Annotated in this window: 17 protein-coding genes; 10 read left to right on the forward strand and 7 right to left on the reverse strand. The window is 32.0% G+C overall.

Annotated elements, in window-relative coordinates:
* The first annotated feature begins 179 nt into the window (after nt 1–179).
* The 7 genes from HYI43_04705 to HYI43_04735 all read left to right on the forward strand — a co-directional run bounded on the left by HYI43_04705 (nt 180) and on the right by HYI43_04735 (nt 7,427).
* Complete coding sequence (locus HYI43_04705; GenBank protein UDI77877.1) at nt 180–818, forward strand: redox-sensing transcriptional repressor Rex; 639 nt, start codon at nt 180–182, stop codon at nt 816–818.
* Nucleotides 819–1,070: 252 nt separating this feature from the next.
* Nucleotides 1,071–2,168 carry a YeeE/YedE family protein gene (locus HYI43_04710; protein ID UDI77878.1) on the forward strand — a complete coding sequence of 366 codons (1,098 nt, stop codon included), beginning with the start codon at nt 1,071–1,073 and terminating at the stop codon, nt 2,166–2,168.
* A 26-nt stretch (nt 2,169–2,194) separates the two neighbouring features.
* Nucleotides 2,195–2,419 carry a sulfurtransferase TusA family protein gene (locus HYI43_04715; protein UDI77879.1) on the forward strand — a complete coding sequence of 75 codons (225 nt, stop codon included), beginning with the start codon at nt 2,195–2,197 and terminating at the stop codon, nt 2,417–2,419.
* Nucleotides 2,420–2,560: 141 nt separating this feature from the next.
* The gene (locus HYI43_04720) at nt 2,561–3,805 is read left to right on the forward strand and encodes an ammonium transporter (GenBank protein ID UDI77880.1); all 1,245 of its coding nucleotides are present in this window, start codon (nt 2,561–2,563) and stop codon (nt 3,803–3,805) included.
* A gap of 102 nt (nt 3,806–3,907) precedes the next feature.
* Nucleotides 3,908–4,858 (forward strand): LacI family DNA-binding transcriptional regulator, encoded by a 951-nt coding sequence (locus HYI43_04725; protein ID UDI77881.1) that lies wholly within the window; start codon nt 3,908–3,910, stop codon nt 4,856–4,858.
* A gap of 97 nt (nt 4,859–4,955) precedes the next feature.
* Nucleotides 4,956–6,449 (forward strand): sucrose-6-phosphate hydrolase, encoded by a 1,494-nt coding sequence (locus HYI43_04730; GenBank protein ID UDI77882.1) that lies wholly within the window; start codon nt 4,956–4,958, stop codon nt 6,447–6,449.
* The gene (locus tag HYI43_04735; protein UDI77883.1) at nt 6,450–7,427 is read left to right on the forward strand and encodes a carbohydrate kinase; all 978 of its coding nucleotides are present in this window, start codon (nt 6,450–6,452) and stop codon (nt 7,425–7,427) included.
* Between the two features lie 52 nt (nt 7,428–7,479).
* Here the strand turns inward: HYI43_04735 and HYI43_04740 are convergent, their stop codons facing one another.
* The 6 genes from HYI43_04740 to HYI43_04765 all read right to left on the reverse strand — a co-directional run bounded on the left by HYI43_04740 (nt 7,480) and on the right by HYI43_04765 (nt 12,503).
* Complete coding sequence (locus HYI43_04740; protein ID UDI77884.1) at nt 7,480–8,196, reverse strand: response regulator transcription factor; 717 nt, start codon at nt 8,194–8,196, stop codon at nt 7,480–7,482.
* Between the two features lie 12 nt (nt 8,197–8,208).
* Entirely contained in the window at nt 8,209–9,498 is a 1,290-nt protein-coding gene (locus HYI43_04745; GenBank protein ID UDI77885.1) for a GHKL domain-containing protein, read from the reverse strand.
* Nucleotides 9,499–9,523: 25 nt separating this feature from the next.
* Nucleotides 9,524–9,664, reverse strand: a complete 141-nt coding sequence (locus HYI43_04750; protein UDI77886.1) for a cyclic lactone autoinducer peptide — start codon at nt 9,662–9,664, stop codon at nt 9,524–9,526.
* A gap of 2 nt (nt 9,665–9,666) precedes the next feature.
* The gene (locus HYI43_04755; protein ID UDI77887.1) at nt 9,667–10,233 is read right to left on the reverse strand and encodes an accessory gene regulator AgrB; all 567 of its coding nucleotides are present in this window, start codon (nt 10,231–10,233) and stop codon (nt 9,667–9,669) included.
* 744 nt (nt 10,234–10,977) lie between these two features.
* On the reverse strand, nt 10,978–11,763 hold the full coding sequence (locus HYI43_04760; protein UDI77888.1) for a carbon-nitrogen family hydrolase: 786 nt from the start codon (nt 11,761–11,763) through the stop codon (nt 10,978–10,980).
* Between the two features lie 113 nt (nt 11,764–11,876).
* The gene (locus HYI43_04765) at nt 11,877–12,503 is read right to left on the reverse strand and encodes a nitroreductase family protein (protein ID UDI77889.1); all 627 of its coding nucleotides are present in this window, start codon (nt 12,501–12,503) and stop codon (nt 11,877–11,879) included.
* 186 nt (nt 12,504–12,689) lie between these two features.
* Between HYI43_04765 and HYI43_04770 the strand changes: the two genes are divergently transcribed.
* On the forward strand, nt 12,690–14,750 hold the full coding sequence (locus tag HYI43_04770; GenBank protein UDI77890.1) for a hypothetical protein: 2,061 nt from the start codon (nt 12,690–12,692) through the stop codon (nt 14,748–14,750).
* A gap of 104 nt (nt 14,751–14,854) precedes the next feature.
* On the opposite strand, the gene HYI43_04775 is transcribed toward HYI43_04770, so the two are convergent.
* A complete protein-coding gene (locus HYI43_04775) occupies nt 14,855–15,595 on the reverse strand; it encodes a CPBP family intramembrane metalloprotease (GenBank protein UDI77891.1) in 741 nt (246 codons plus the stop codon).
* 177 nt (nt 15,596–15,772) lie between these two features.
* Here HYI43_04775 and groES point away from each other — a divergent pair, with 177 nt between their 5' ends.
* Both groES and groL read left to right on the forward strand, forming a co-directional pair.
* Complete coding sequence (gene groES / locus HYI43_04780) at nt 15,773–16,060, forward strand: co-chaperone GroES (GenBank protein ID UDI77892.1); 288 nt, start codon at nt 15,773–15,775, stop codon at nt 16,058–16,060.
* Between the two features lie 51 nt (nt 16,061–16,111).
* Complete coding sequence (gene groL, locus HYI43_04785; GenBank protein UDI77893.1) at nt 16,112–17,731, forward strand: chaperonin GroEL; 1,620 nt, start codon at nt 16,112–16,114, stop codon at nt 17,729–17,731.
* The last annotated feature ends 125 nt before the right edge of the window (nt 17,732–17,856 follow it).

The following is a 17,856-nucleotide window of genomic DNA, read 5'->3' on the forward strand; positions in this document are numbered from 1 at the left end:
TTATTCTATCGTATAACACATTTTCATGAAACTAAGTTATTTATTTTTAAAATACATTACGGTATAATATTTCAGTATTCATTATAGGCATAACGTAGTTTTCACAGTAATGACTAATTGCACTCAAATTAGTTTGAATACATAAATGATAAAATTCAAACAAGAGGAGGACATCTGAAATGGCTCAAAATAAAGCTAAAATTCCTCGTGCAACCTTAAAAAGATTACCTTTATATTATAGATTCGCAAATACTTTAAAATCTAAAGGAATTGATCGGGTTAATTCGAAAACTATCAGCGAAGCATTAAGTATAGAATCAGCAACTATCAGACGAGATTTTTCTTATTTTGGTGAGTTAGGTAAGAAAGGCTATGGCTATAATATAGATAGTCTATTAGAATTCTTTAAATCTGAACTTAGTGATAGCGATAATCTTAATATTGGCTTAATTGGTGTAGGTAACTTAGGAAGAGCACTTTTAACTTATAATTTTTCAATACACGACGAAATGACTATTACTGAAGCTTTTGATGTGGATAAAGAAATTATTGGAAAACAAATTGGGGACGTTACAGTTCATCATGCAGATGATTTAAAGAAAGTCTTAGAGTCAGAAAATATTAATGTAGTGATACTCACTACACCTGAAGAGGCAGCGCAACGTGTAACTGACAAGTTGGTTAAAGCTAATGTAAAAGGGATACTTAACTTCACACCAGCTAGAGTTGAGGCGCCGAACGATGTACAAGTTCATCATATTGACTTAGGTATTGAATTACAATCTCTTTTATTCTTCATGAAGAATTATTCAAATTAAAGTTTGTAAAATTAAGTAACATTATTATTGATTTAACATTTAAAGAGGTTCTTGCTGAATTGAGACAGAATTTTCATTAGAAATGAACTCTGTCTCTTTTTTTATACCTAAATTTATGAGATGTAAATAATTTTTTCGAAATTTAACTTTTTATCATTAAATATTTAATTGATATAAAATTAAAATGTTGCCAAAAGTGTAACTTTTTATTATAATACCTTAGTAAAATAATCGGGAAAGGATGAATTACCTGTGATATGGATGATTATTAGTGGTCTTATAGTAGGTATTTTATTAGGATTTGTTATGCAACGTACACGTTTCTGCTTAGCTGGTGGCTTTAGAGATATGTATGTTCAAAAAAATAACAAAATGTTTTATGCATTATTGGTAGCAATTACGATTCAAAGTATTGGATTGCTCATATTAACAGGTTTAGGAATTATGGCTATACCTGATAGTACGTTTCCTATAGTAGGAACACTTATAGGTGGCTTTATATTTGGAATAGGTATAGTACTTGCTGGGGGCTGTGCAACTGGGACATGGTATCGTGCAGGTGAAGGATTGATAGGCAGTTGGGTAGCACTTGTGTTATATGCAGTTACTGCTGCAATTACAAAAACTGGTGTATTACTCCCAGTTATGAACTGGATTAATAAACCAACTAATATTAATGCGAGTATGTCTCAAACTACAGGTATACCAATGTGGATTTTCACTTTAATATTAACGCTTATTACGATTTACTTTGTAGTTAAAACTTTACGCAAACCAAAGCCAAAAGTTGCAGTACCTAAATTAAAACAAAAATTTACAGGTATTAGACACTATTTATTTGAGAAACGTTTCCATCCTTTCATAGCTGGTATAGCTATAGGTTTAATTGCGTTATTAGCTTGGCCGATGAGTATTTCTACGGGTAGAGATTATGGTTTAGGTATTACAACGCCATCAGCAAATTTAGTTACATTTTTAATTACTGGTGATACGAAATTATTAGACTGGGGCGTCTTATTAATACTAGGAATCTTTTTAGGTTCATATATTGCTGCAAGAGGCTCTCGCGAATTTAAATGGCGTCTTCCAGATAAGAAAACGATTCGAAATAGTGCAATTGGCGGTATATGCATGGGATTTGGTGCATCAGTTGCCGGCGGTTGTACAATTGGTAATGGTTTAGTTGAAACGGCAATTATGTCTTGGAAGGGCTGGATTGCACTTATTGCAATGTTACTAGGCGTATGGTTTATGAGTTACTTTATTTTTGTAAGACCAATGAAAAAGTTACAACGAGAAACAGCAGCAAGTCAGGCTAAGGCTATTTCAAAACAAACGCAAACAACATAATTCAACCGAAAAGGAGCGAAAAAGATATGTTATATGAATTAGGAACTGTAGGTATGGTTTGTCCATTTCCACTCATCGAAGCACAGAAAAAGATGCAAACATTAGAAAATGGTGATGAATTAAAAATTGATTTTGATTGCACGCAAGCTACAGAAGCGTTACCTAATTGGGCTGCTGAACAAGGTTATCCAGTTACCAATTATGAACAACTTGATGATGCTTCTTGGACAATCACTGTTCAAAAAGCATAGATATATACAATGATTCTTGCATGTCAAATTAGTTAGACGATTGTGATGTTATAATAAGTAACATATTGTGTCATCTTATCTTACGTATTTTTGCCTTTCTGCTAAAGTATCACTATGATATTTTCAAAGGAAGTGGTAATTATGAAGATGGATGACACAATTTTTTTATTTCTTTGCACATTATTAGTATGGTTAATGACGCCTGGACTAAGTCTATTCTATGGAGGACTAGTTCAATCTAAGAATGTACTTAATACTGTAATGCAAAGTATGACAGCAATCATTATTGTAACTTTCACATGGATTACTTTTGGCTTTTCATTAAGCTTTGGTACAGGGAATCGTTTTATCGGTAACTTTGATTTTATTGGTTTACAACATGTTGGCTTTGCCATAAATCATGATTTAAGCCCACATATTCCATTTGCATTATTTATGCTTTTTCAAATGATGTTTTGTACCATTGCTGTTTCAATATTGTCAGGATCAATTGCTGAAAGAATGAAGTTTATACCATATATTATTTTTATCTTTATATGGGTATTATTTATTTATAGTCCTGTTGCACACTGGGTATGGGGTGGCGGATGGATTCAACAATTAGGTGCATTAGATTATGCCGGTGGTACAGTAGTGCATATCACATCAGGTGTTTCTGGTTTGATTTTAGCGATTATGTTAGGAAATGGTAAAAAGATTGAGAAAATACAACCGCACAACCTTATCATAGCGCTGATAGGTGGCATTTTAGTATGGATAGGTTGGTATGGTTTTAATACAGGAAGTGCATTTACACTTAATGATGTAGCTTTGACATCATTTGTAAATACAGTTATCGCGGCAAGTGGTGGTGCGTTTAGTTGGTTAGTATTTGAATATATATTTACTAAAAAATTAAGTCTACTAGGTTTATTATCAGGTGTTCTCGCAGGATTGGTCGCTATTACACCTGCTGCAGGCTATGTGAATTATCTAAGTGCTTATCTTATATCATTTATTGGAGGTATCGCATGTTACATCATCATTAATATAATTAAAGTTAAATATAAATATAATGATACGCTCGATGCTTTTGGTATTCATGGTGTTGGTGGTATCGTGGGTGCAATTCTAACTGGCGTATTTCAATCGCATCATGTTAATTTAGATATCACAGATGGCTTCATTTACTCAGGAAATATACATATAGTAATGATACAGACCATAGCAGTTATTGTGGTTGTCATTTATACCGTTCTTATGACTTGGTTAATTGGAATTATTTTGAATAAATTTATACCAATGGCGACCACTGAGGAAGAAGATAAAACAGGTTTAGATGAGCTTGTTCATGGTGAAAAAGCTTACTTCTATGGAGAACTTAACAAATTACGTAAGCGTTACTAGATAGGTATAAAAGAATTTAAGCATGCAAAAAACTATACAATAAGCAATTTGATATATGGTAAAATAAAACTTAAATTGACAATAATTTAGGTGATTAATCTAATGAAAAATATATCAGATATCGCAAAACTAGCGGGAGTGTCTAAAAGCACAGTCTCCCGCTTTTTAAATGATGGCTCAGTAAGTCCACAAACAAAAGAGAAATTAAGTCGAATCATAGCGGAACATGATTACCAACCTAATCAGTTTGCTCAAAGTTTAAGAGCTGAACATACGAATATCATTGGTGCTATTATACCTAGAATGAATTCACATGCCGTAGATGAGACTGTAAAAGGCATGGTCCATATATGTCAGCAACAACAATATCAATTATTACTTAATTATACTGGATTAGATATCAATGCTGAAATAACTGCGCTTGAAACATTTTCAAGAAGTAAAGTAGACGGCATCATATTAATGGCAACAACATTGACACCTCAACATTTAGAAGTCATTAATAAAATAGATGTACCCATTATCCTTGTAGGGCAATCTCATCCTAAATTAAATAGTATTATTCATGATGATTACCAAGCTGGTTGGTTAATGGGAGACTACATTGGTCAGAAAAAAATAAAACATGTTGCTTTCTTTGGCGTAAGTGAGAATGATATTGCCGTAGGGGTGAAACGTAAACAAGGCGTATTAGACGGACTTCAGTCATATGGTATTCAACCTCAGACCTTTGAAACATCATTTAAATATGAAGAAGCGAGACAAGATGTTGTGAATGTTTTAAGAGATAAAGATGATTTTGAAGTTTGTATTGGAGCAACCGACGCCATCGCACTCGCAATACATAAATATTACTCTGAACATAAGATACACTCAGATAAAGTTCAAATTTATGGGTTTGGTGGAGATCCAATGACACAGTTAGTTTCTCCTACAATTAAAACAGTGAAATTTAACTACTTTGAAGCGGGTACTAAGGCAATGAGTCAGTTACATGATTTAATTTTTTCGGAAAATGTAGTAACTGAAACGATTATACCAGTAAAAGAATAAAATAAATTTAGAAAATAAAATGTATGGAACCGATACCAATATAAATGATAAAATAAAGTTAATTAAAGAATAATTTGCCAATAAATGGAGGTTTAACATGGCTGAATGGTCAAGGGAAGAACGTTATCGTCGTATTGAGGACGTAGATTCATTAACATTAAAGCAACTTAAAGAACAAGTCGATACGTCAATCTATCGTCAGACATATCATATTCAACCTGAAACAGGGTTACTAAATGATCCTAATGGATTAATCTATTATAATCACAAATATTATGTGTCACATCAGTGGTTTCCTTTAGGCGCTACGCATGGTCTGAAATATTGGTTTAATTATACTAGTGATGATCTTGTTAACTTTGAACCTCAAGGTGCAATCATTAAACCGGATACATCCTTTGATAGTCATGGTGTATACAGTGGTAGTGCGTTTGAACATAACGGCCAACTTTATTATATGTATACAGGTAATCATCGTGACGAAGAATGGAATCGCTATGCTAGCCAAATGATCGCTAAAGTTCAAGATGATGGCTCGATATCTAAAATGGCATATCCAGTCATTCCTCAGCAACCATCAGGTTACACGAGTCATTTTAGGGATCCTAAAGTATTTGAACACAATGGTGAGTTTTATGCCATTATTGGTGCACAAACGAATGACAATTACGGCCGAGTATTATTGTATAAAACAATAAATAAGCAATTAGATGATTGGATATTTGTAGGTGAGTTACAAACTGAATTAAAAGAGTTCGGATTTATGTGGGAATGTCCTGATTATTTTAAATTAGATAAAAAAGACGTTTTATTATTTTGTCCTCAAGGAATAGAGCCAGAAAATGAACAATTTAGAAATATTTATCAATCTGGCTATTTAATTGGGTCATTAGATTTTGACACATTAACGTTTAATCATGAAGACTTTATCGAATTAGATCATGGCTTTGATTTTTATGCACCTCAAACATTTTTAGACCAACATGGTAAACGTATATTAATAGGCTGGATGGGTTTACCAGAAATAAACTATCCAACAGATAGAGAAGGTTGGGCGCATTGTTTAACAATACCAAGAGAATTAACTATTGAAGATGGTAAATTGCGCCAACGTCCGTTTGAAGGACTTAAAAAACTGCGTACCAACAAAGAAACTGCGTTAGGTTACGCCAATAAATTTAATCGACAATTGCAACCATATGAAGGTAAACAATTTGAACTCATTATTGATATTCTTGATAATGAAGCATCTGAAATTTATTTTGAATTACGCGCTTCTAAAAATAACACAACGCTTATTAAATACAACAGTACAACACAAAAATTAACATTAGACCGCACAGAAAGTGGACTTCTGCCAGATAATGTTAGTGATTATACACGGAGCACTTATTTAGATACGCCATTAACACAACTTCAAATATTTGTAGATACTTCCAGTATTGAAATTTTTTGTAATGATGGTGAGCGTGTCTTAACGTCTAGAATTTTCCCAGAAGAATCGGCAACTGGTATTAAAACATCTACCCAATCTGGACAAGTTTACTTACAATTTACGAAATACGAGCTTAAGGTTAAGGGTGATGAATAGATGAGAAAGTTATACGCACTTGGCGAAGCATTAATTGATTTTATTCCAAATGTGACCAACTCCGAATTAAAAGATGTGGAACAATTCAGTAGACAAGTGGGAGGTGCGCCAGCTAATGTGGCGAGCACAGCACAAAAATTGGGTGCACATGCTGAAATGGTGACACAATTGGGCAATGATGCATTTGGCGATATTATCATAGAAACTTTAGAAAATATTGGTGTCGGTGTCCATCACATTAAAAGAACGGATATCGCTAATACAGCACTTGCGTTTGTGAGTTTAAGAGAAGATGGGCAACGCGATTTTTCATTTTATCGTAAACCTTCAGCAGATATGTTATATCAATCTTCTTACTTAGATGATATTACGATTACTGAAGCAGATGTTATGCATTTTTGCTCTGTCGATTTGGTTGAAAGTGATATGAAACAAGCACATCAAACTATGATAGATAAATTTAAAGCAGCGAATGGTACTATCGTATTTGATCCCAATGTTAGATTGCCGTTATGGGATAGTGCAGAAGCATGTCAAAAAGCTATTCAAGAATTTATTCCTAAAGCAAATATTGTAAAAGTTTCGGATGAAGAAATTGAATTTATCACTGGTGAAAGGGATGAACATAAAGGTATTCAATCCTTATTCAAAGGCGATGTCGAAGCGGTTATTTATACTCAAGGGCCTAATGGCGCCAGTATTATTTTAAAAGATGGAACAACGATTCATCATGAAGGATTTAAAGTTAAAGCAATAGATACAACTGGCGCAGGGGATGCATTTATTGGTGCGGCAATTAGTAAAATATTGAATAGTTCAAATACATCAATTACTGAGCTTTTCAAAAATGAGGGACAAGAAATACTTCAATTTAGTAATTTAGTTGCTGCAAAAGTGACAACACAATATGGTGCTATAGAAAGTATTCCAACATTAGAAGAAGTGAACAAAGAGTTAGAAAAATTATCATTAAAATAAAGTAGAAAAAGTCAGCTGACTATCAACATCAGCTGGCTTTTTTAACGTCTAACTATATTTTTTTCACATTTCTAACAGAAGCATAGCAATGTTCACCATTTTTAAAATTAACGATACGTTCTTTAGAATCAATGGATTCTATATTATGTCGATTGACAACAAAGCTATTGTGACATCTAAAGAAACGATCATCGAGTTGTGCTAATTCTTTGAGGTTACCATAAAATTCAATTTGGCGATTATCTAGATGAGCAATTAAACGATGAGATTTAGTTGATGATTCGAAGAACATCACTTCATCATATTGCACGTATATTGAATTGCTGCCACGTTTTAATTCGATGGTTTCAACATTGCTTTCTTTAGAGAGTAATTTTAAACGTGTATGCGCAGTTTCTAAACAATCAATAATTCTTGATTGCAATTGACTAGGATCATCTTTGAAAATAAAATCCATAGCCGAAATTTTATAAACAAAAGTTAAATAGGTAAGTTCACTATGACTAGTAACAAATATGATATTGCCAATAGGGTCATACTTACGTATTTCACTGCCTAGTTTGATACCGTTTATATCAGCTTCTAATTGAATATCTAAGAAATAACAACCTACATCATTCATTTCTTTCGACTTTTCAATAATCTCATAAGGATCGTCTGTAGCTAATGCAATTTCCATTGGTTTTTCTTCAATCATTATGTAATTGTTAATAATTGAAACCATATTATCGCGTTGTTTCACATCATCTTCACAAATGAATATTTTCATGGGAACACATCCTTATGACAAGTTATTTATAATTTCTACTTTTTGGACAAAATAGCCATTTTCAATTGTTGTATCAAGTAATACATTTTCAGTGGAGTCCGTAATCTCTTTCAAGGTACTTAAACCTAATCCACGATTCTCACCCTTAGTTGAAAAGCGCTCTTGAAACAACTCATGAATACGAGGTATATCCTCTTTACATTTATTCATAACAATGAACATAACTGAAGTTTCAGTATTTATAAATGCAATTCTAATTAAAGCATCTTCTAAATCTTCAGAAGCCTCAATTGCATTATCGGTAATAATCCCAATAATTCGACTTAAATCAATTGTGTTCATTTCTATATGTTCAACTAATTCTGGTACTTCGATACTGATAGGTATATTCTTCTCTTGTGCTTGAAGAATTTTAGTTGTAATTAAACCTTTAATAGCACGTACTTTCATATTCTCAGTACCATTAATTTTAATGGACTTCATTTGAAGATTATCTTTCATTGGAACAATATTTTCATTAAAATATTCTCTTAAACCAGGCATATCATCTTCTCTTATGTATTCAGACATTGTGGTTAAGATATTGACATAATCATGTCTAAACTTACGCATCTCGTTGTTAATAGACTCAATCTGTAATGTATATTCATAATATGTCTCAATTTCTTCCATGTTACGTTTGTAGCGAATTTCTCGTATTGTAGTAATTGATATTAAAACAATGACAATAATAAAGAAAAATAGAATGCTCAAAAATATTAGTGCATAACCTTTTAATGAAGCTACACTTTGTTTGGGCATCTGAGAATAAAATGAAAGTATAAAAAACGAAGATACCAAAACAACAGAAATTACTGTTAAATATGTTTTATTAATTGATAAATATGATTGCATTAATTTTTTAAATAAAAAATTAAATGAATAAGCTAATACAATAGATATCATTGAAAAAATCAACAAGTATGATATTGCTATAACAATAGGGTTATCAACATGATTCTGTATAAATACTACAAGGAAAAAACCTATAAAGTTACTTAAAAACATGATTATTGCACTACTTAAAACAGTAATAATTGCATAAAGTTTAACTTTTGAATAGAAAAACAAACTACATCCAATAAGTAAATACAATAGTGATAAACTACCAAAAAAATAAAACAAAAAAGCTGAAGGGATTATAACTATTAAAATAAGTAAATAATCCCTAAAGCTAAATTTAATATTTAAAATGATTTTAGCAACTAAAAACAGGAGAAATCCTTGAAAAAAAGCTAATGGTACATTAGATAATATATCCATACTTCACACACTTTCTAACAAGTTATTATCTTTTTAAATTAGTTAACTCTTTAGGTACTTCAGGTTCATCAAAGTAAGTTGCGCAAGTTGAAATTGTAGCTATATTACCAATAGTTTCTAAAACGAATGTAAATAATTTAATAAATAAATCTGCAAATAAAGTCATTGTTAATTATCCTCCTTAGGAAAAAAGAATGGTATAAGTGTAATGCTCTCTAGAAATAGTCCTAGAAAAATTAATTGTTTGAAAGGTTCTGGAACCAATAATGAAACAATTATCAATAGTAAAGCAACTATTATTGAAAAAACTTTCTTTTGATTTCTTACGCGTAGTGGAATAGGTTGTTTTTTAGTTGCTGCTGGTGCATATATAATTATTAATCCCCAAGCTAAAATTGCAACCGCATACATTATACCCACATTTATTGGAAAATACGCAATTAACCAAGGTAATCCAACAAATAAGATTAAATTTTGAATATGACATAATAATGATGACTTTGCATGAGCACCATGAGCGAAATGTCTGACTAAAAAGTAACTAACATGTGTAATTAAAGTGTATAGAAATGTATGGAATATGATAGCAGCACCATATGTCACAATTGTTTTAGCAATATTACTTACAACGACTTGTAAACCTAATCGTACTTTCAAAAACTGAATATGATCAAGGTTATTTTTACGTTGTAGGTATAATGAAAATTGTTCAATCTTTCTGTCAATTGCGTTCAATATTGTGCCACTCTCCTTATTAATATTATACAATTTTGTGCAACTGACCTGGCAACTTATGCATAAGTGTTCAAAATTAATACTTAACTGTTGTAATTAAATTATAAATAATATTTTAACATATAAAAAGATACAGTTTAGTATTAAAAATAGCTATTTAAGAAATATTTAAAATGTATTTTTAAATATATGTTTTAATAAAATCATATCACAGAGATGTGATAAAAACTTAATAATCTTAGTCTTTAAATTTAATAGTTATTGTTTTGGTATTAGAGTTTAATGATTTTGTTGTAGTTGCTTAATCATTATAATCTTTTGCCTCGAGTTGTAAGAAGTATGAATTGTTTTAATTTATGCTTCTATGTTAATAATGTTTTAGCGAGCATTATTAATGTTTTGATTTCTCATAGTAGAAAGAATTCATTTGTTTTCTTCGTGTAGTTTGTTTTGTTCATTAATAAGCCATCCCAACTTATTAATGAATGAATAATTAAAGTGATTGAAGTTTAATACTCAATCGAAGATTATTACTTTAGCTATTGTTAGATATAGAAGATAATAATTTTCAAGTTGTAAGCTATCGCAGAAATTTTCATAATTTAAAACATCCCCAAAATGATTGAAAAATAACTGTAAAAACATTCCCTTAATAATAAGTGTAAAGTCGTGAGTTCCTCCCAAGCTCACGACTTTTTTATGTAAAAAACCTGCAGTCAAATGATGAAGACTGCAGGATGATAATTACTTATATAATTCAGTTTTTATATTTTGAAATACTGGTATATTCTCTCTTTGTTTTGTTACTTCTTCTAAATCAATGTCACATATTAAACTATCCTCTTCTTCATTGAGTTCAGCTAAAATTTCACCGTTAGGATTTATAACCATTGAATGGCCTGCATAGTCCGTATTACCATCATTGCCTGTACCATTGCAGGCGATAACAAACATATCATTTTCGATTGCTCTAGCTTGAAGTAAATTGCGCCAATGATTTAAACGTGGCGTAGGCCATTGAGCTACATAAAAAGCAATTTGAGCGCCTTTACGAGGAGGATATCTAAGTAATTCTGGGAATCGCAAATCATAACAAATAATTTGAGTAGCAATAGCCCCATTAGAGAGTTTGAAAGGTTCAGGTACCGTCTTACCATCCTCTAAATATTCAGGTTCCTTTAACATTGGAACTAAATGAACTTTATCATATTTATTAATTCGATGGCCTTCTTTTGATACAGTAAAAGCGGTATTGTATACGTTATTATTTCGTATGTTAGAAACAGATCCTGCCACAACATCAACATTATAATTTTGAGCTAACGACTGAATAAAAGGGAAGCTTCGACTAAGTTCTTTGTCAGCTTTTTCACTTAATTCATCTAATGCATAGCCATTATTCCACATTTCCGGGAGAACAACGACCTCTGTATCTTGTTGTAATTTAGTTTCGAACCAATCTTTTATTTTTTCTTCATTTTTTTGAGCATTACCATATTCTACGTAAAATTGAAAAACTTGGATTTTCATACAAATCGCTCCTCGTATTGACATATCTCTAATTTACTAAAGTCATTTTTGAAAAGCAAAAAAAGAGCAGGATAGAAGTGTTCGCCTCAATCCTGCTAATGAAATTATTAAATTTATTTTTTTTTAACGATGAATCGGTTATCTGTTGGTTGAATTTCTTTATCGGCAGCATTCTCACGAATATCGCCAAATGGCATTTGAGCAACAAGTTTCCATGAAGCTGGAATATCAAATTCTTGAGTAGTAATTTGATCAACTAATGGATTGTAGTGTTGTAATGAGGCACCGATACCTTTAGAGCTTAAAGCAGTCCAAATTGCATATTGGTGCATAGCATTTGTTTGAACTGACCAATTAGCAAAGTTATCAGCGTAATTCGGCATTTTTTCTTGTAAGCCTTTAATAACGTCTTCATCTTCGAAATAAAGAATTGTTCCATAAGAATGTTTGAATCCATCGATACGTTGCTCAGTAGGTGCAAAGTCACGATCAGGACCCATTACATCTTTTAATACTGTTTTAGTGTTATCCCAGAATTTTTGATGTTTGTCGTTTAATAATAAAACGATACGTGTTGATTGTGAATTAAATGCTGATGGTACATATTTGATAATGTGCTCAATCATTTCCTCTAATTCTTGATCACTAATCGAAATAGTTGTTTCAGTGTTATAGATTGTACGTCTATCTTCTATTTCTTGTAAAAATGGTTTTGTATTTTGTTTACTAAATAAGCCCATGTAAATTCTCCTTTGTTTTTAAAGATATAATGTAAGTATAAATATTATACTTAAATATGTAAAACAATATATAACAAAAAATTTCAAATATATTAATATTTTTTATCATTACACTTATTTCCATGCATTCTACGATTTTCTTCTTTATACTATAAGTGTTAAGAGATAAAAGGAGGTGGATGATTGATGAAAAAGAAAATAGCTCAGACAGGTATAGTGGTTGCGCTTGGAACGTCACTTTTAGGACATCAAACATTTGCTGAAGAAGTAAACAACGATGCTACTACGCAAATCAATAAGCAAAAGACTACTAATAATGCTAATAAACTTAATAAAAACGAAATCAATGAAAGTAATGAAGGAAATGTCAATAATAGTAACAATCATTTAAATCATCAATCTGAGACCGAAAATAATGATTCATCTTCAAATGAAAAGAATGAATCTCAAAATAGCGACAATGAAAATAATAATGTAAATAACAGTGATACAAACAACTCAGAATCTAATCCTAATAATTCTAGTAGCAATTCTAATGATTCTAATAATAATAATGATGATAGTGGGTCAAATAATTCCAATAACCAGAATGGTTCAAATAGTAATGAGTCAAATAACCAAAATGGTTCTGACATAGATAATAATTCAAATGGAGATACTAGTTCGGATAATAGTAATAAACCTGATAACAATGATTCAGGAACAGATTCAAATGGTGGCACAGATTCTGGCAAAGATAATAATAGTACTGAAGATGGAAGCTCAGTTGGTAAAGGAGATACTAATAAACCATCAGATAATAATGACGACTCAAATTCAGGCAGTAATGAACAACCACCGAATAAAGGTGATGGCTCAAATTCAGGCAGTAATGAACAACCACCAAATAAAGGTGACAACTCAAACTCAGGCAGTAACGAAAAACCACCGAATAAAGGCGACGACTCAAACTCAGGCAGTAATGAGCAACCACCAAATAAAGGCGGCGACTCAAATTCAGGCAGTAATGAACAACCACCGAATAAAGGTGACGACTCAAACTCAGGTAGTAATGAACAACCACCAAATAAAGACGACGACTCAAATTCAGGCAGTAATGAGCAACCACCAAATAAAGGCGAAGACTCAAATTCAGGCAGTAATGAACAACCACCGAATAAAGGTGATGGCTCAAATTCAGGCAGTAATGAACAACCACCAAATAAGGGTGATGGCTCACATTCTGGAAGTAACGAGCAACCACCTAAAAATAATGGTCATTCAAATCATGGCAATAACACTTCTCATAATGGCAGTCATTCAAACAACGGTTCAATAGGAGATAATCATCCAAATCACAATGGAAATACTTCAAATCAAGGTAGTTATCCAAATAATGGCACGTCAAATCATTCAAATCCTATTCCGAAACGTCCATCAAATCAACCTAAAAATAAACCGTATTATACAGGACAAGCTAGTGACTATGAACACAACGGTTCTTATAGTAACTCATACAATAATGGATATAATAATGATGATAATGTATCTGATTCAATTATCCATCGCATATATCCGCATAAATCCTTCAATCAACAAAATGGTTCTAATTTAAATCAAAATAATACCAGTGATTGGAATCAAGTGAGTGGGGCTAACCGTGGTCAATGGCACTATGGAGACAATTTAAATAATAATAGTAATCGTTCATTATATATGAATAATGATTATGCACCGAAATCAGAAATACCAAATAACAATTATTCGACGTTATTGAGTAGATTTAATAGTCTAGCAACAGGTTCCTACAAATATAATCCATATATTATTAATCAAATTAATAGATTAGGTAATAATGATGAATACGTAACAGATCAAGACTTTTATAGACTTTTCCGTAAGCAATCATTTAATAACCAATATTTAAATTATCTTCAAAAAGGGTCAAATTATTTTAGATTTGAGTACTTTAATCCTTTAAATTCGAAAGATTATTATAAGAACTTAGATGAACAAGTGATGGCATTAATTACTGGTGAAATTGGATCAATGCCAGACTTGAAAAAACCTAGTGATAGGGATAAAAATGATGATGCTGATATTCAAAGCCATGATGGTGATAAAATTATTGATTCAAAAGATGATGAAGCATCAGAAAATAATGATGCGGATAAGTATAAAAATATAAATATCTCATTAATAACCTTAATTGTATTTATATTTGCGGGAGTTACCGGGAAGTATCTTTATTCAAAATTTAAGAATTAGTTTGATATGAAATTTAGCTTTAGTAATTTTAAACATATAAATAGCTATGAGAAATCATTTTTTTGACAGATTTTCTCATAGCTATTTTTTAAAATATTAAATGATTATAGTAAAAAATGAATAATAAAGTTCGTTTGGTCTTGTATGTATTTAACTGTATCTCCGAAGAACAGTTGTAGTAAAACGACGAAACCATTTTGCAACATGTGAATGATAATTGGAACTGCAATTCGCTTTGTCATTACATATGCTAATGAGAATAACATTCCCATTCCAAAATAAATAAATATAAATTTAATGTCATTATGTGCTAATGCAAACAATAATGAACTCACAATGGAAGCGATTAAAAAGGCAACAATACGGTTACCTTTTATTTTATTGTAAATTTCACCGAAAAATACTTTTCTAAACACAAATTCTTCTAGAATAGGTCCTACAATAGAAATTAAAATGATAAACACAGGTAATTGACGTGCTATTGCCATAATTCGTTCTGTATTAGGACTTTGTTGTGGTTTTCCAATAATCCACATAGTAATAAGGCTGACTACCATTTGGTATATCATTACAATTACAAAACCTAATAATGCCCAAGGTAAAATATAACGCTTAGGTTCTTTATGACCCTTTTCAAGCATTGTAGGATCTTTAATCTTTAAATGAAGCCAGATAATTAAGATTGCAGCGATAATGAATAAAGTAACTTGTGTATACACACCAGTTCTAGCTAACGCCATGCCTGACAAATTACTAAACATAGGAATATGTTGGATGAGTAGGGGTAAAAACTGTGCTAATGCATATATAATTAACGTTAAAATTGCCACCCAGATTCTTGCCATTTTAAACCTCCATCAATAATAATCAACTCTAATTAGTTTATCGCAAAACGTGGGTAAGTACAAAATTTAGATAAATCATAATGCTTGAAAAATTGACCAACTTTGATTAATATAAAAATATAAGTTAGCACTCGATTTGACTAAGTGCTAAATAGAACCCGCTAAGGAGGAACAATCATGCTTAAACCATTAGGAAATCGTGTGATTATCGAAAGAAAAGAACAAGAACAAACAACTAAAAGTGGAATCGTATTAACGGATAGCGCTAAAGAAAAATCAAATGAAGGTGTCGTAGTTGCTGTTGGCACAGGACGTCTTTTAGACAATGGTGAGAAGATTGCTCCAGAGGTTAAAGAAGGTGACTCAGTTGTATTCCAAGAATATGCTGGCACTGAAGTTAAACGTGGAGACGAAACATATTTAATATTAAATGTAGAAGATGTACTAGCAGTAATTGATAACTAAAATAGATGAAAAAATTGATAACAAACTTAAAGTTTTACGGAGGTAAAATAGATGGCTAAAGATCTTAAATTTTCAGAAGATGCACGTCAATCAATGTTACGTGGTGTAGACAAATTAGCAAACGCAGTTAAAGTGACTATTGGACCAAAAGGACGTAACGTTGTACTAGATAAAGAATACGTAGCACCTTTAATTACAAACGACGGTGTTACAATTGCTAAAGAAATCGAATTAGAAGACCCTTATGAAAATATGGGAGCTAAATTAGTTCAAGAAGTTGCAAATAAAACAAACGAAATCGCTGGTGACGGTACTACAACTGCAACTGTATTAGCACAAGCCATGATTCAAGAAGGTTTGAAAAACGTAACAAGTGGTGCGAACCCAGTAGGATTACGTGAAGGTATCGATAAAGCAGTTAGAGTAGCTGTGGAAGCTTTACATGATATTTCTCAAAAGGTTGAAAATAAAAATGAAATTGCACAAGTAGGTGCTATTTCTGCAGCTGATGAAGAAATCGGTAAATACATTTCTGAAGCAATGGATAAAGTAGGTAACGACGGTGTCATTACTATTGAAGAATCAAATGGACTTGATACAGAATTAGAAGTGGTTGAAGGTATGCAATTTGATAGAGGTTACCAATCTCCTTATATGGTTACAGATTCAGATAAAATGATTGCTGAGTTAGAAAGACCATATATATTAGTAACAGATAAAAAAATCTCTTCTTTCCAAGACATTTTACCTTTATTAGAACAAGTTGTTCAATCAAGTCGCCCGATCTTAATTGTAGCTGATGAAGTCGAAGGAGATGCGTTAACTAATATCGTATTAAACCGCATGCGTGGTACATTTACTGCAGTTGCAGTGAAAGCACCTGGATTTGGTGATCGTCGTAAAGCGATGTTAGAAGATCTAGCTATCCTTACTGGTGCTACTGTGATAACTGATGATTTAGGTTTAGAATTAAAAGATGCTTCAATTGAAATGTTAGGTAGTGCAAACAAAGTTGAAGTTTTAAAAGATAATACTACAGTTGTCGATGGCGACGGAGACGACAATAGTATTGATGCACGTGTAAGTCAAATTAAAGCACAAATTGAAGAAACAGATTCTGACTTTGATAGAGAAAAATTACAAGAACGTTTAGCAAAATTAGCTGGTGGCGTTGCAGTAATTAAAGTAGGAGCTGCTTCTGAAACAGAATTAAAAGAGCGTAAATTACGTATAGAAGATGCATTAAATTCTACACGTGCAGCAGTGGAAGAAGGTATTGTTGCAGGTGGTGGCACAGCACTAGTTAATATTTACAATAAAGTAGATGAAATTGAAGCTGAAGGTGATGTGGCGACAGGCGTTAATATCGTGCTTAAAGCGTTATCTGCACCTGTACGTCAAATCGCTGAGAATGCTGGCCTTGAAGGTTCAGTGATTGTTGAAAGATTAAAACATGCTGATGCAGGAGTTGGATTCAACGCTGCAACAAATGAATGGGTAAATATGCTTGAAGAAGGTATTGTTGACCCAACTAAAGTTACACGCTCAGCATTACAACATGCCGCAAGTGTTGCTGCGATGTTCTTAACAACAGAAGCGGTTGTGGCAACTATCCCTGAACCAGATAATAACGATAACCCAGGTATGGGTGGCATGCCAGGCATGATGTAATACACGGCATAAGCTAATTTGATTTATTAACATAAGAGCCTGGGACATAATTTCTAGCAAAATAGCCAGTAAATGAGTTTTTATAAATTCATTTACTGGCTTCTTTATTTACAATACTTCGTATT

The organism is Staphylococcus taiwanensis, assembly GCA_020544305.1.
Lineage (GTDB): Bacteria > Bacillota > Bacilli > Staphylococcales > Staphylococcaceae > Staphylococcus > Staphylococcus taiwanensis.

What these genes read in the sequence shown, in the direction of transcription:
- HYI43_04705 (UDI77877.1), top strand. Translation starts at nt 180, where the DNA reads ATGGCTCAAAATAAAGCTAAAATTCCTCGTGCAACCTTAAAAAGATTA.
- HYI43_04715 (UDI77879.1), top strand. Translation starts at nt 2,195, where the DNA reads ATGTTATATGAATTAGGAACTGTAGGTATGGTTTGTCCATTTCCACTC.
- HYI43_04720 (UDI77880.1), top strand. Translation starts at nt 2,561, where the DNA reads ATGAAGATGGATGACACAATTTTTTTATTTCTTTGCACATTATTAGTA.
- HYI43_04725 (UDI77881.1), top strand. Translation starts at nt 3,908, where the DNA reads ATGAAAAATATATCAGATATCGCAAAACTAGCGGGAGTGTCTAAAAGC.
- HYI43_04730 (UDI77882.1), top strand. Translation starts at nt 4,956, where the DNA reads ATGGCTGAATGGTCAAGGGAAGAACGTTATCGTCGTATTGAGGACGTA.
- HYI43_04735 (UDI77883.1), top strand. Translation starts at nt 6,450, where the DNA reads ATGAGAAAGTTATACGCACTTGGCGAAGCATTAATTGATTTTATTCCA.
- HYI43_04740 (UDI77884.1), bottom strand. Translation starts at nt 8,196, where the DNA reads ATGAAAATATTCATTTGTGAAGATGATGTGAAACAACGCGATAATATG.
- HYI43_04745 (UDI77885.1), bottom strand. Translation starts at nt 9,498, where the DNA reads ATGGATATATTATCTAATGTACCATTAGCTTTTTTTCAAGGATTTCTC.
- HYI43_04750 (UDI77886.1), bottom strand. Translation starts at nt 9,664, where the DNA reads ATGACTTTATTTGCAGATTTATTTATTAAATTATTTACATTCGTTTTA.
- HYI43_04760 (UDI77888.1), bottom strand. Translation starts at nt 11,763, where the DNA reads ATGAAAATCCAAGTTTTTCAATTTTACGTAGAATATGGTAATGCTCAA.
- HYI43_04765 (UDI77889.1), bottom strand. Translation starts at nt 12,503, where the DNA reads ATGGGCTTATTTAGTAAACAAAATACAAAACCATTTTTACAAGAAATA.
- HYI43_04770 (UDI77890.1), top strand. Translation starts at nt 12,690, where the DNA reads ATGAAAAAGAAAATAGCTCAGACAGGTATAGTGGTTGCGCTTGGAACG.
- HYI43_04775 (UDI77891.1), bottom strand. Translation starts at nt 15,595, where the DNA reads ATGGCAAGAATCTGGGTGGCAATTTTAACGTTAATTATATATGCATTA.
- groES (UDI77892.1), top strand. Translation starts at nt 15,773, where the DNA reads ATGCTTAAACCATTAGGAAATCGTGTGATTATCGAAAGAAAAGAACAA.
- groL (UDI77893.1), top strand. Translation starts at nt 16,112, where the DNA reads ATGGCTAAAGATCTTAAATTTTCAGAAGATGCACGTCAATCAATGTTA.